Origin of the sequence: Pseudomonas tehranensis (assembly GCF_014268615.1) — a bacterium.
Taxonomy (GTDB): domain Bacteria; phylum Pseudomonadota; class Gammaproteobacteria; order Pseudomonadales; family Pseudomonadaceae; genus Aquipseudomonas; species Aquipseudomonas tehranensis.
This window is the reverse complement of the sequence record NZ_JABWQV010000031.1, coordinates 1-13,680: the sequence shown is the minus strand read 5'-3', so window position 1 is coordinate 13,680 and position 13,680 is coordinate 1. Positions and strand designations below refer to the sequence as shown.

The window sequence follows — 13,680 nt, the reverse complement described above, 5'->3', positions numbered from 1 at the left end:
TATGTGCGATCAGTGCACGGCCTAGCATGGCGTCGGACACAAAAGATCCACAGTGGAGCACCGCCATGCGTGCCACCTTGCATGCCGTTACCCCGGCAACCGCAGTAGACAGCCAGACTCAGCGCTGTATTTCCGACGAAACGTATGATGGCGTCATGCAATTGCTTAGCGAGGCTCAAGCGCACCTGAGCATCGATCGTGACTCAGCCTGTCTATGCCTGACCCGTGCCCTGGTCATGATGCAAAAGAGCGATAGCCCGTTAAAAAGCCGCCACGGCTGCCTATCCAGTTGGCAAACTAAACGGGTGGTTGACTACATCGACACTAACCTCGACTCATCAATACGCACAAATCAGATGGCTGCTGTCCTAAGCCTGAGTGTCAGCTACTTCTCGCATGCTTTCAAAAATACCTTTGGTGTAACGCCGCTGGTTTACGTCGCACGTCGGCGCATCGAATCTGCTCGACAGATCATGCTCACGACTGACTCCTCGCTGACCGACATCGCCCATAGTCACGGATTCTGTGACCAATCCCATTTCATCCGGACCTTCCGCCGCCAGATCGGGGTTACACCTCAGGCTTGGCGACGGTTATGCGATGCAGGGTTATGGTCCACTGGAACGAGGTATATGGACTCTCTCCACAAGCAGTGAGCAAAATTTAACTGCATTGAGAGCCTCATACGCTCAGACGCCCAGTAGGTAAGGGCAGTGCTCATTCCGAGTGCCAACTTAGATGGGCACAGAATGGACACATTTTGGACACATGAAAAACAAAAAGGGCCTAGGTTTTCACCTAAGCCCTTGTTTTATGTGGTGCACCAGGCGGGATTCGAACCCACGACCCCTGCCTTCGGAGGGCAGTACTCTATCCAGCTGAGCTACTGGTGCGACGCGGGCGCCATGATACTCATATGCAATGCGGGCGTCCATGCTGCTGATTTGCCGGTGTTTTCGTAAGCATAGGCGGGCATCGGCTACGCTGATCAGAAAAAGCAGGCAAATTTGGCTTTTTCGTTCTTTTTTTCGAACAGCCTATTGTCCTTCCCCCCTATCCGCCCTAGGATTCGTTTGAGATTTCAAACGCTCTTGTCTGGGTGCTGAACCGCACGTCTGTGCTTATGTGCGTTATTTCTGTGCTTCAGCCCGGTGGATGATTTCCCTGACGGCAGCCCCTGAGGCGCCTTTCTACACATCTAATTCGCTCCGCGTGCGCGCGGTGCTGTTAAGGAAAGCCGACATGCAGCTTAAAGACACCCAGTTGTTCCGCCAGCAAGCCTTTATCGATGGCGCTTGGGTCGATGCGGACAATGGTCAGACGATCAAGGTCACCAACCCTGCAACGGGCGAAGTGCTGGGCACCGTGCCGAAAATGGGCGCTGCCGAAACCCGCCGGGCGATTGAAGCCGCCGACAAGGCGTTGCCGGCCTGGCGTGCGCTGACCGCCAAAGAGCGCGCCAACAAGCTGCGCCGCTGGTACGAATTGCTGATCGAAAACCAGGATGACCTCGGTCGCCTGATGACCCTGGAACAGGGCAAGCCGCTGGCCGAAGCCAAGGGCGAAATTGTTTACGCCGCCTCGTTTATCGAATGGTTCGCCGAAGAAGCCAAGCGCATCTACGGTGACGTGATTCCTGGCCACCAGCCCGACAAGCGCCTGATCGTGATCAAGCAGCCGATCGGTGTGACTGCGGCGATTACCCCGTGGAACTTCCCGGCCGCGATGATCACCCGTAAGGCCGGCCCGGCCTTGGCTGCTGGTTGCACCATGGTCATCAAGCCGGCTTCGCAAACCCCGTTCTCGGCGCTGGCGCTGGTTGAGCTGGCCCACCGTGCCGGCATTCCGCAAGGCGTGCTGAGCGTGGTCACCGGCAGTGCTGGCGACATCGGCGGCGAGCTGACCAGCAACCCGATCGTGCGCAAGCTATCGTTCACCGGCTCGACCGAAATCGGTCGTCAGTTGATGGCCGAATGTGCCAAGGACATCAAGAAAGTCTCCCTGGAACTGGGCGGCAACGCGCCGTTCATCGTGTTCGACGACGCGGACCTGGATAAGGCCGTCGAAGGCGCGATCATTTCCAAATACCGCAACAACGGTCAGACCTGCGTCTGCGCCAACCGTCTGTACATCCAGGATTCGGTGTACGACGTCTTCGCTGAAAAACTCAAAGTGGCAGTCGCCAAGCTCAAGATCGGCAATGGTCTGGAAGATGGCACTACTACCGGTCCGTTGATCGACGAGAAAGCGGTTGCCAAGGTGCAAGAGCACATTGCCGATGCAATCAGCAAAGGCGCGACTGTGCTGGCCGGTGGCAAGGCCATGGAAGGCAACTTCTTCGAGCCGACGATCCTGACCAACGTACCGAAAAACGCCGCCGTGGCGAAGGAAGAAACCTTCGGCCCGCTGGCGCCGCTGTTCCGCTTCAAAGACGAAGCCGAAGTGATCGCGATGTCCAACGACACTGAGTTCGGCCTGGCCTCGTACTTCTATGCCCGTGACCTGGGCCGTGTGTTCCGCGTGGCCGAGGCCTTGGAGTACGGCATGGTTGGCGTCAACACCGGTTTGATCTCCAACGAAGTTGCGCCGTTCGGCGGCATCAAGGCCTCGGGCCTGGGCCGTGAAGGCTCCAAGTACGGCATCGAGGATTACCTGGAAATCAAATACCTCTGCCTCGGTATCTGATCTGCTGCAAGCGCAAAGGGCACGAGAGCGCTGTCCCTTTGCGCGTTTCACCCGTTCTGTTTCTTGTGGCCGGAACGCTGTGACAGTCGATCATCGCATGCTGTCGCAGTTGTCTCCCGTCCATGTACGCCTTGGCCCACGCCGCCCTGAGCTGCGAATGAGGACATATTTGATGAGCAATAAGACCAACGCTTCCCTGATGAAACGCCGCGAAGCCGCTGTACCGCGCGGTGTTGGCCAGATTCACCCGATTTTCGCCGAGTCGGCGAAGAACGCCACCGTTACCGACGTTGAAGGCCGTGAGTTCATCGACTTCGCTGGCGGCATCGCGGTGCTGAACACCGGCCACGTGCATCCGAAAATTATCGCCGCGGTGACCGAACAGCTGAACAAGCTGACCCACACCTGCTTCCAGGTTCTGGCTTACGAACCGTATGTGGAACTGTGCGAAAAAATCAACGCCAAGGTGCCGGGTGATTTCGCCAAGAAAACCCTGCTGGTGACCACCGGTTCCGAAGCGGTGGAGAACGCGGTAAAAATCGCTCGCGCCGCCACGGGTCGCGCAGGTGTGATCGCTTTTACCGGCGCCTACCACGGCCGCACCATGATGACCCTGGGACTGACCGGTAAAGTCGTGCCGTACTCGGCCGGCATGGGCCTGATGCCCGGCGGCATCTTCCGCGCGTTGTACCCGAACGAACTGCACGGCGTGAGCATCGACGATTCCATCGCCAGCATCGAGCGCATCTTCAAGAACGACGCCGAACCCCGTGACATCGCGGCAATCATCATTGAGCCGGTACAGGGCGAGGGTGGTTTCTACGTGGCGCCCAAGGAATTCATGAAGCGCCTGCGCGCCCTCTGTGATCAGCACGGCATTCTGCTGATCGCTGATGAAGTACAGACCGGTGCCGGTCGTACTGGCACCTTCTTCGCCATGGAGCAGATGGGCGTTGCCGCCGACCTGACTACGTTCGCCAAATCCATCGCCGGCGGTTTCCCGTTGGCCGGTGTCTGCGGCAAGGCCGAGTACATGGACGCTATTGCCCCAGGTGGCCTGGGTGGCACCTACGCCGGCAGCCCGATTGCCTGCGCTGCTGCGCTGGCGGTGATGGAGGTGTTTGAGGAAGAGCACCTGCTGGATCGCTGCAAGGCGGTGGGCGAGCGTCTGGTGACTGGCCTCAAGGCCATCCAGAAGAAATACCCGGTCATCGGCGAAGTCCGTGCCCTGGGTGCGATGATCGCCGTGGAGTTGTTCGAAAATGGCGATACCCACAAGCCGAACGCGGCGGCCGTGGCTCAGGTTGTGGCCAAGGCCCGCGACAAGGGCTTGATCCTGCTGTCCTGCGGCACCTACGGCAACGTCCTGCGGGTGCTGGTACCGCTGACTTCGCCAGACGAGCAATTGGACAAAGGCTTGGCAATCATCGAAGAGTGCTTCTCCGAGCTCTGAGTTCCGGTTGTGCACTGATCCACAAAAAACCCGCTTCGGCGGGTTTTTTCATGTCCGCGAGCATATCCCTCGGGTTTTGAACTGTCTGGAACGGCCGCCAAGGTCTAAGGTGCAAGTATGGCAAGGGAGTGTGCTGCATGACCGCTGTGGAGTTACCAGCTGTACCGCGTGTATTGATCGCCGAGGCTGATCCGGCGTCCCGTGAGCTGCTTGAACAGGTGTTGTCGGGTGTGCGCTGTGATGCCCGGGTGGATACGTGTGGCGAGGGTAAACAGGCGTTGGAGCTGCTGGCGAACAATCCCTATGACCTGGTGATCGCCGACTGGGAGTTGCCGGGTGTCGATGGCCTGACGATCCTGCGCGGCCTTCGCCAGCAGCATCGCACCCTGCCATTGCCGTTCATCCTGATGAGTCGGCGCAATGACAGCGCCAGTGTGCGTGAAGTCCTGCCACTGGCGCCGATGGCCTACCTGACCAAACCCTTGAACCGGGAAGACTTGACCCAGCGCTTGCAGGGCTTGCTGGTGGGTGGCGAAGAAACCTCCAATGAAGGGCCGGTCCTGGGGGCGGGATTGACCCTGGCAGCCTTTCTGGAGCGGCGGCGTGATATGTCCGAAGGTGCGCCGCTGATGACCGACGTGCAGGTGGCGGTCAAGCGCAGCCTCAACCCCGCTGGCCTGGACTTGAAGCTATTTGAAGAGGAGCTGCGCACCGACCCGCAGATCACTGCGGTGCTGATCGCGGCAGCCAACAGTGCCGCCCAGCAGCAAGGGGGCGTTGCGGTGCAGACCGTGGCCCGAGCGCTGCATCAGCTCGGTACCGGGCAGAGCATGAACCTGGTCCTCGGCCTGACCCTCAAGCGCTGCGCCCGGCTTAGCGTCCCGTGCCTGGCGGACTATGCCCAGCGTTACTGGGAATTGTCGCTGCACACCGCCGAGTACGCGCGAATATTGGCGCGGTTACTGGACCTGGAACCGGAGCGCTGTTATTGCGCCGGGTTGTTGCATCGACTAGGAGACCTGGCGCTGCTGCGTTGCCTGGAAGAATGGACGCAGGCGGGTGGCGAGCTGGATGAACTGGAGGAAGTCGGGAATTCGTTGGACAAGTACGGCGCCGGTTTCGGTTCGGCGCTGCGCACTCGCTGGCGCCTGCCGCTGGAGCTGCGCGAGCTGATCGCGGCGGCCTATAGCCTGGGTGGTGGGGTTTATTCCCGTGAGGCACTGGTGATGAGCATGGCGGCGCAAATGGCCCATCTGACCGAGCATGAAGGGCTTGAAGAGCTGGCTTGTGGCCGCACGGCGCGTTTGCTGAAGATTGGATTGCCAGAGTTGATGCGCATACGCAGAAAGTAAGACCGCCGACTGACCCCTGTGGGAGCGGGCTTGCCTCGCGAAAACGCTGGTTCAGCTTGCATCTCTCCTGAACATGACGCCCTCTTCGCGAGCAAGCCCGCTCCCACACTTGATCTCAGGTAAGGTCATTCACGCGGCAATAATGCGGTTCTTGCCCTGGCGCTTGGCTTCGTACATGGCCGCATCGGCGCGGGAGAACAGGGTGTCGAGGCTCTGATCTTCGGCGGTAAGGCTGGTCAAGCCTTGGCTGACGGTGATGCCGAAGCTATTCTCCCCACTGCGGAAAGCCAGGCGCTGAATCTCGCGCTGCAGACGCTCGGCGACTTGCAGTGCCATGTCCGGGGCACAGCCAGGGAACACCGCGGCGAACTCTTCACCACCGATTCGTCCAAACAGATCACCGCGCCTGAGCACGGAGCGTCCGCTTTCGGCGATTTTCTGCAGCACGTTATCGCCTTCCTGATGACCGTAGGTGTCGTTGATCACTTTGAAATCATCGATGTCCAGCAACAGGAACGCCATGGGTGTTCCCTGCAGTCGTGCCTGCTCGAATTCACGGTGAGCGCATTCGAAGAAGTGGCGGCGATTACTGCTCTGAGTCAGCACGTCGGTGGTTGCCAGTCGTTGCAGTTCGCTTTCCAGCAGCTTTTTTTCGGTGATGTCTTCGGCAATGCCCACTACGATCACCGGTTGCCCCGACTCAGCCTTACGGTTGATGAAGCACTTGTCGCTCAGCCAGCGGATCTGGCCATTGGCAGCGATGATGCGGTATTCACGATCTTCCACGGCACCTTTGACCAGCACTTCGGCCAGGCTGCGCTCCGCGTATTCGAGGTCGTCGGGGTAGATTGCGTCGCGCCATTCGTTGAAATCAGCCAGCACCAGACCTGCCGGCCGACCGAAGATTCGTTCATAGGCGGGGCTGACATACAGGACTTGTCGGGTTTCCCAGTTAAACGCCCAGAGCACCGCGTTGACGCTGACCAGCAATGAACTGAATAGCTGCTCACGCTCGCTCAGGCGCGCGACTTCGCCCTGGGCGTGCATCAGCGCCATGAGCGTCTGGGCCGCTTCGGGCCAATGAGGGTGGGAGGAATCCTGTAGGTTCTTGTCGACCATCGGCACAAATCTCAAAGAACGTGCACTGCTGTGGATTGGCACGCGCTTGCTCCAAAGCCCGCCAGTATGGCGAAGTGCTCTTTGAGATAAGGGATTCGGGGCGAAGTTCCTTTTCAGGCGACGAAGGGCGCGGTGCAGTGTCGGAGTTGCCGAAGGCTGCGATCTTTCGCTCACGACTTAATTGTCGAGGGGAGATCGCAGCCTCGTTGCATTCGGCAGCTCCGGCGATGCTTTCAGGGCCGGCACGCTTGTCCAGCGCCTCGGATGGTTTACCCGCTAACGCGGATCTACGTTATCCAGCGCCCGGTTCGCCAGCAACGAACTCAGTTCAATTAGCTGCTGAATACCAAGGGCGAAGTGACGGCGCGAGCCTTCCAGCTCGAAGGCCAGATCGCTGACCATCGCATCGGCCGAAGCCAGGGTTTCGCTGAGGTTGGCGAGCAGGGATTCGTTGTCGATGTCTTTTACGACGGTGAATAGCTGGCCTGGTTTGGTCGCGTCTTCGGGATTTGCCGGTTTTGGCGATAGATAGAAATCCAGGGCGCGCTTTGCGGCTTCGTCGTGCTTTTTGGTTTTGGATTTGGGGGGCGGGGCAGTGTGATCTGTTTCGGGGGGATTCGGGGTAGGCTTGAACATGTGCTGATTACTCCATGGTTAAGCTGCAACCTCTTCTCTACTAAAAGAAGGGTGGCGGCTGTACGCAGGTTAGTAGACCGGGGAGATCAGCATTGCCGGCGCGCCGAAGCGCCCTGCGCACAGCCACCATCAAGAGCAAGGTAGAAATCTGCCTGGATGGAGAGCTCGTACATCTTACTGACACAACCCCGGGCTACTAAACCCGACCACTGATGGGCAGTGGCAGGAAAACGATAGAGCCCGCAGACAAGGCGCACAAGCGGGCGGATTCTGGCGTAGTTGTAGGCAAAGGCGCAAGGATGTGTGGGTTGGGGGAAGGGTGGCGGTGGGGGAATAACAGGGCGTCGTTTTGCCCTGGGACTCGGGGCTAGAGGGCTTGCTTTTGCTGGGTGGGTAGGGGTTGTAAGCGGCTGATGCGGTTTGTCTGTAGGAATGATTGGGGCTGCTGCGCAGCCCAGCGGGAGCGAGCTCCCTCGCCACAGGATTTGCGTTTTGGATCCCGTCCTGTGGCGCCGGCACATTTACTCCTCGTTCAAATCATCCTCATCAATCAGCCCTTGGACGAAACGGAGGAAATTCGAGCAGACCAGCTTTTCAGACTGAGCCTGATTCTCTTCAGAGCTCAAGTCACTATCAAAGCTATCCGTCGTGAAATAGCTAACGGCTTCGGTATCAAGGTTCAGGCAAAAGAAGTTGCCACCCCAGTCGTTTGCGAAAGGCAACAGGTGCGCAGGAAGTACCTGTTTCTCTAACATCATCTGGTAGGTGGACAGCAACGTTGGTTCACCGTAGGCAATTGACCTGAAGGAGGCCACTTCGATTGGATCGAAAAAATCTTCGCTGATCCAATAGGCACGTTCCGGTACGCCGCCGTTGTATTTGAGGTAATGGTTCCTGAAGGGCGTCGGTAGCTTCTTACCAATAGCGGACTCCAGGTGATCCAGGTCCGCTGACGTAATGGCCGCGTTGTCATCTGAAAATGCGTTTTCAAACATCATGATTTTGGCTCCCTAGCCGTCCGGGTGGGGAACCGGGCCCATCGGTTGCCCACCTCTGTAGTCGCGTTTCTCCAAATCAAGCTCAACGTTGAGCTTTTCAGCGGTCCTGGAGCCTCGCGTGGCTCAGGCTTTTTTTTCTAAGTAAAACTTTAGGTATTTTTTTGGTCTTTCTTGAAAGGCCCGGGCCTTGCCGAAGCGGTATGCGTCATCAAAGAATCTGTAAGCCTGCGAGTAATCTTCCAGCTCAAAATAGACCATCCCCAAGTTGATCAGCGGCCCGGTATCGATATCCGACTCCTGGCCATCCAAGGTCTTTTGTGCCCAGTCTTTAGCCGCCTGGAAATCGCCCTCGTCGAAATGCAGGTTGAAAAAAGAACCTGTGACCCATGATGACAAAGGCGTCCATTCCAGCTTCGGTTCAGGAAGCAAGTCCCAAGCTTTTTGGTACAGGGCCTGAGCTTCATTTTTTTGTTTTGCTCATCGAGCTCATTACCCGACGCCATGGTGCGCATTATTTCGTCTGCCAGCGATGGGTTTTCATCTGCTAAGTCTTTCATGGCCATTTGCTTGATTTCACCTGCGACTATTTATCGTTCGAGCTCAGAAATTTACTCGCTAACGTCAGATTGAATGGCTTGTTCCCAAAAATTGATTTGGTTGCGAAGGCTCTTTTGAGCAGGTTGGAATCCAGGCTCAGTTTGTTTTTGCTGGCCTTTAGGTCCACGTGTAGTAACGTCGCCTGCTTCAGCGCCACCAGTAATTTCACTTCTAGATACTTGCGAATTTTCATACTCATGGCGTAGACCTGAGCGAGCCCCGTGAGGCAATCGCTTCACAGGCTCGTGAGTAATTTATTTCTAGACAGCGCGCTAAGCCTGTCCAGCGACGACACAGGGCTCTATTGGTTTGTGAGTTCAGCGAGGAATTCTTCAAATGATTCGCATACGAACGCCAGATCCTCTTCATCCATCAAGTACAAGTAAATATTTCCGAAGTCACCTTTCTTAACGGATAAGAGGAAGGAATTACCACCCTGATCGTACGCAAAGGGGATCATCTGTTTTAGCGACGCAACGTCGTCAGTCAAGTCGCGATAGACCGTTTCAATAGGTGCTTGTCCGTATTTGATCGGCGTGAATCCACCCAGCAAGAAGTCATTCTCGCTACTGCTCTCAGACAAATCGCCGCCGTTGTGCCTTAGATAAAATTCCCTAAAGGCTGTCGGTAATTCCACATTGAATTTTTCTTGGAACTCATTCAACTCTTGCACAGAGAGGGCGTGTTCGGATTCTTCGAGGGTCAACCGCATTTGGATGCTCCTTTTGTTCTGCTCTTGAAACGAGCTGGGTGTGTATAGGCCTTTCCTGTAGCTGCTTTGTATTGGGCTACGCCACCATTATGGCTTATGCCGTTGTGGGCGTTTTGCTTGATGAGCTGCATAGTGCCTGTGTTGGTCTTGGGGTTGTAATCATCCAAGTGGTGCCATACATGACCAGACGGCGTAGTTTTTTAACTCAGCTTGGCCGCCTTGTTTGCGGCCTCAAAGTCTTTACCGTAGTCCCCAGTGTATTCAATTCTAACGATTGGGTTCACTCCGGGTTTTTTGTTGTAAAGCGCGTTACTTTCAGAATAGTCGAGAGCTCCACCGGGAGTCTTCGTAACGCCTGTGTAACCGCGGTCTTTCAGTTTTATCAGTGGGTCGACTGCAAGACCTAGAGGGTCTGCATAGCCGATAGGAATGATTGGGGCTGCTGCGCAGCCCAGCGGGAGCGAGCTCCCTCGCCACAGGATTTGCGTTTTGGATCCCGTCCTGTGGCGCCGGCACATTTACTCCTCGTTCAAATCATCCTCATCAATCAGCCCTTGGACGAAACGGAGGAAAATCGAGCAGACCACTTTTCGGATTCAGCCTGATTCTCTTCTGGGCTAAGGTCACTATCAAACGTGTCAGTCGAGAAATAGCTGAAATTGGTCGGTAGACAGCCGCTTGGGTTCACCCCTAGGTAATCGGCCTGAAAGAGGCGGTTTCGAAGGGGGCGAAAAAGTATTCACTGGCCCAATAAGCCCGCTCCGGCATGCCGCTGTTGTACTTGAGGTAATGATTTCTAAAATCATCTTTCACGGGCCTCGCGCGTTTTGGAAAGTGGGCTCACCGACTGGAGCGGTGCCCACTTCTTCTGGCGGAGATGAACGCCTAACCAAGTCCCTCTACTAGCACCTTGCCTTTCTCGCCACCCCAAGGGTCGTCAAGTAGATACTGGGCCGGTGCTTTGCTGTCGGATGGGACCAAGGTGATTTTGTAGAAAATTTCATCTCCCTCGCATACCTCGAAGTACAACGCATAGTCGCGTTTCTCTAAATCCAGCTCGACCTTGAATTTCTCCGCTGCAGAGGCGATTTCTAAATGACTGGAATCCGTGACATGAAACGGCACGACGATGCAGCGCTGGGCGGTGGGGTCGAGGTCGAAGCTCTCTTGCAGTTTCAAATGCACGTTCGCACCAAAAGCGTCTTCGGGCAAAGGGTCAAATACAACATAGTCGCTATGGATGATCGCGCCTTGCTCCAAATTGACCTTGCCCCACTGGCTCGAGGTTTCGTCGAAGGGCCGTGAACGGAATTGGATTTGGCTGTGAGATATCAATAGATCCACAGATTGAGCGGTATTTTTCATCAGTAAAACTCAATTTTAACTCTGGTCCCATTGGGCAGGTCGGACAGCCGATACTCGAACCGGCCCCCAGATTGTCGCTAGGATCAATCTATTTGACGCTGGCGCCGGTACCACCTTTCTTGCTCCCGCTCGGCGGCGCAGCCGTCGCAAACCGGTCGATGCGGTGTGCCTCCCTCGCCACGGACCGCGTACACACGGGAGTTTGCGCTTTAACTCGAGCCTAGTAATTTGGTCGCAAGCGCCAGGTCGAACTGCTTGTTCCCTAATATTGATTTAGTCGCGAGGGCTTTCTTAACAACGTTCGAATCCAGGCTCAGATTGTTTTTGTGCGCTGCAAAGAGCACCGTCAGAAACGGGAATGCATAGCTGTCAGGCTCGGCCAATACGTCATCAATCAGTGAAGGCGTGCCGAGAATGCAGTGCTCGGCCTTCGACAGGTAAAATTTTTCCAGCCGTTCGCTTATTTTTTGGACGGTTGCGCTGATGGCTTGAGGGGATGGGGTTCGGATGATGCCGCCCAGCTCGTCACCGAATTGTTTTGCTTCTTCCGACAAGGAGCTCTTCGACAAAAACGACGCGTTCAGCAGCCGGCTCTCGTAGGGCGGGGATTGCTCTTTACAGAAGCTAAAGGCCTCGCAGGTATAGATTTCCAATCCCGCGTAATAACCATCGGCCTTGGTCAGGTGTTGAACATAGACTTCCCCGAGCTTCTCTTTGGCCAAAAACAGGGAAAGTTTGTTTTTGCTGGCCTTCAGGCCCAAGTGGGGTGACGTTGTTTGTTTCAGCGCCTCCAGTAATTCCACTTCCACGTTTTTGCGAGTTTCTTGGCTCATGGTGGTCACTTATAAATTAAAAGATTGAAGGTGGCGTTGTGTTGTGCGCCTTTGCCGCCTAGCGGTACGCCAGGCTTGCCTTTGGTATCAACCTTGAACGATCCCTTCGTGCCGGCGGAAGGTTTGATTGTGCCTCCTCCCAGATGTTGCGTGGTGTTGGCCGGCTTCGTCATGTCGAAGACTTTGGAGTCGGTCTGGTTGGGGGTGAGTTTCCCGGTGCCGTGCTTGACTTCAAACACGTGCAGTTTTCCGTGCTGGTCTCTGGCGACGAAGTCCGCGCGAATGCGTTTCCCATTGACCTTCATGGTGACTTCCTCCGCAACGATCTTGAATTTGTTGCGCTTGAGATCGTTAAGCGCCTTGGTTCGGCCTTTATTGCCACTGACTGCGCTTTTGCAGGCCCATCCCCATGGATCTATCCAAGTCAGGGGGTTTGGTGCGTATTGGTAGAGATTCAATCCTCCCAACAACCCAATCGGATCCGGCGTCGTAAACCGCCCCACATCCGGATCATAAAACCTGAACGTATTGAAATGCAGCCCCGTTTCCCGGTCCAGGTACTGCCCCTGAAACCTTAGGTTCTGCTCCTCGATGTAATACGGCTCGCGCACCTCTTCCAGCGTGTTGCCCCACACTCGGTACGTCGCTCGCCACACGTCATGGCCGTCGGCTTCGGTGAGTTGTTCGGGCAGGCCGTTGAGGTCGTTGTGGTAGTAGCGGATCTTTTGCAGTGGGCCGCTGCCGTCGACGCGGGCCAGGGGTTCGTAGCCGTCGTCTTCGTAGAGATAGAGGCTGGTTTGCTGGTGGCGGTGTTCCTGCAACAGGCGCAGGCCGTCCCAGGTGAAACGGGTTTCGCCCAGTGGGTAGCCGTGGCCGTCGTGCTCGGTTTTTTCGATGCGCCGGCCCAGCGGGTCGTAGGTCATCCTGACCACGCTGCCATTGTCGTTGCGCACTTCAATCAGGCGGCTTTCGGCGTCGTAGACGAAGCGTTGCAGGCCGCGTGCGGCGCTGCGTTTTTCGATCATTCGACCAAAGGCATCGTACCGATAACGCTTGTCCTGGTAGGTCAGCAGTTTGTTGTGCACCACCAGCCCGGCGCCGGCTTGCGGGCCGTCCAGCAGGTTGGCGGCGGCGTCGTAGGCGAAGGTTTCGCGTTGGCCGTGCAGGTTGTCCTGGCTGGCGATGATGCGGCCGGTGGCGTCGTAGTGCAGCAGTTGCCGGTGCTGCGCGGCGGGTTGTTGGTCGAGTTTGCCGATCAGGTTGTCGGCGGGGTCGTACTCGAAGTGTTTTTGCACCGCTGCCGGCAGCAGCGAAGGTTGGCTGCTGTGGCGGCGTTGGCGCGCGCGCAGGCGGCCGCTGCGGTCGTATTCGCTACGGGTGCTGATCTGGCCTTGGGTGCGCAGCACTTCGCGGTGCAGGCGGTCGCGCTCGAAGTCGCTGATGACATGACCGTCGAGGTTGATCTGGTGCAGGTGGCCGCTGCCGTAGTACAGACGGTTGACCCAGCGACCATCGGGCAACTGGGTCTGGATCAGGTTGCCGAGTTCGTCGTAGTGGTGTTGCAGGCTGCCGGCGGCGCTGTTTTCGGCGAGTAACTGGCCGGTGGCGTCGTAGGCGAAGCTCAGGGTTTGCGCGTTGCCTTGCAGGTCGGTGAAGGTGACGGCGGTGAGCTGGTCCAGCGGGTCGTAGGTGTACTCGGTACGGCCATCGTCAGTGACTTTGGCAATCAGCCGGCCCACGGCGTCGCGCTCCAGGCGATGGACGATGGGTGCCGGCGGTGCTTCAGGAATGACCGCCAAGCCCGTGCCGTACGGCGCCGGAGTCGCCGTCACCGCCGCGACGTTGTCGAGTACGTCGTAGGTGTAGCACTTGGCGCTGCCATCGAGGTCCTGTTGTTCGGTCAGCCGATCCCCGGCATCCCAGGCAAACC

General features: G+C 57.0%; 13 protein-coding genes, 1 tRNA gene and 1 pseudogene. 4 read left to right on the top strand and 11 right to left on the bottom strand.

The features are described 5' to 3' along the window. The first annotated feature begins 65 nt into the window (after positions 1-65). On the top strand, positions 66-656 hold the full coding sequence (locus HU811_RS08520; RefSeq protein WP_186655276.1) for a helix-turn-helix transcriptional regulator: 591 nt from the start codon (positions 66-68) through the stop codon (positions 654-656). 160 nt (positions 657-816) lie between these two features. On the opposite strand, the gene HU811_RS08515 is transcribed toward HU811_RS08520, so the two are convergent. Next, positions 817-893, bottom strand: a tRNA-Arg gene (locus HU811_RS08515). A 349-nt stretch (positions 894-1,242) separates the two neighbouring features. On the opposite strand from HU811_RS08515, the gene gabD reads away from it, so the two are divergent. From gabD to HU811_RS08500, 3 genes are all read left to right on the top strand, one after another. Next, on the top strand, positions 1,243-2,685 hold the full coding sequence (gabD, locus tag HU811_RS08510; protein ID WP_186655274.1) for an NADP-dependent succinate-semialdehyde dehydrogenase: 1,443 nt from the start codon (positions 1,243-1,245) through the stop codon (positions 2,683-2,685). A gap of 172 nt (positions 2,686-2,857) precedes the next feature. Next, positions 2,858-4,138, top strand: a complete 1,281-nt coding sequence (gabT, locus tag HU811_RS08505; protein WP_047226758.1) for a 4-aminobutyrate--2-oxoglutarate transaminase — start codon at positions 2,858-2,860, stop codon at positions 4,136-4,138. A 137-nt stretch (positions 4,139-4,275) separates the two neighbouring features. Further along, positions 4,276-5,490 carry an HDOD domain-containing protein gene (locus tag HU811_RS08500; RefSeq protein ID WP_186655273.1) on the top strand — a complete coding sequence of 405 codons (1,215 nt, stop codon included), beginning with the start codon at positions 4,276-4,278 and terminating at the stop codon, positions 5,488-5,490. 129 nt (positions 5,491-5,619) lie between these two features. On the opposite strand, the gene HU811_RS08495 is transcribed toward HU811_RS08500, so the two are convergent. From HU811_RS08495 to HU811_RS08450, 10 genes and pseudogenes are all read right to left on the bottom strand, one after another. Further along, positions 5,620-6,609 carry a GGDEF domain-containing protein gene (locus tag HU811_RS08495; protein ID WP_092403295.1) on the bottom strand — a complete coding sequence of 330 codons (990 nt, stop codon included), beginning with the start codon at positions 6,607-6,609 and terminating at the stop codon, positions 5,620-5,622. A 276-nt stretch (positions 6,610-6,885) separates the two neighbouring features. Next, positions 6,886-7,245: a DUF6124 family protein gene (locus HU811_RS08490; protein ID WP_186655271.1), complete on the bottom strand. Its 360-nt coding sequence runs from the start codon at positions 7,243-7,245 to the stop codon at positions 6,886-6,888. A 521-nt stretch (positions 7,246-7,766) separates the two neighbouring features. Continuing rightward, entirely contained in the window at positions 7,767-8,243 is a 477-nt protein-coding gene (locus HU811_RS08485; protein ID WP_225248408.1) for an SMI1/KNR4 family protein, read from the bottom strand. Positions 8,244-8,366: 123 nt separating this feature from the next. Then, complete coding sequence (locus HU811_RS08480) at positions 8,367-8,672, bottom strand: tetratricopeptide repeat protein (protein ID WP_225248407.1); 306 nt, start codon at positions 8,670-8,672, stop codon at positions 8,367-8,369. A gap of 154 nt (positions 8,673-8,826) precedes the next feature. Further along, positions 8,827-9,039, bottom strand: a complete 213-nt coding sequence (locus tag HU811_RS08475; RefSeq protein ID WP_186655269.1) for a hypothetical protein — start codon at positions 9,037-9,039, stop codon at positions 8,827-8,829. A gap of 102 nt (positions 9,040-9,141) precedes the next feature. Further along, a complete protein-coding gene (locus HU811_RS08470) occupies positions 9,142-9,552 on the bottom strand; it encodes an SMI1/KNR4 family protein (RefSeq protein ID WP_186655267.1) in 411 nt (136 codons plus the stop codon). Beyond that, positions 9,543-9,740, bottom strand: a pseudogene (locus HU811_RS27395) (HNH endonuclease); the annotation flags it as partial. The pseudogene HU811_RS27395 and the gene HU811_RS08470, both read right to left, overlap by 10 nt. 697 nt (positions 9,741-10,437) lie before the next feature. Further along, positions 10,438-10,917, bottom strand: a complete 480-nt coding sequence (gene comJ, locus HU811_RS08460; RefSeq protein WP_186655264.1) for a competence protein ComJ — start codon at positions 10,915-10,917, stop codon at positions 10,438-10,440. A gap of 209 nt (positions 10,918-11,126) precedes the next feature. Then, positions 11,127-11,750 carry a hypothetical protein gene (locus tag HU811_RS08455; RefSeq protein ID WP_186655262.1) on the bottom strand — a complete coding sequence of 208 codons (624 nt, stop codon included), beginning with the start codon at positions 11,748-11,750 and terminating at the stop codon, positions 11,127-11,129. 5 nt (positions 11,751-11,755) lie between these two features. Further along, positions 11,756-13,680 (bottom strand): RHS repeat-associated core domain-containing protein (locus HU811_RS08450; RefSeq protein WP_186655259.1); only part of this gene is annotated, 1,925 nt, incomplete at its 5' end.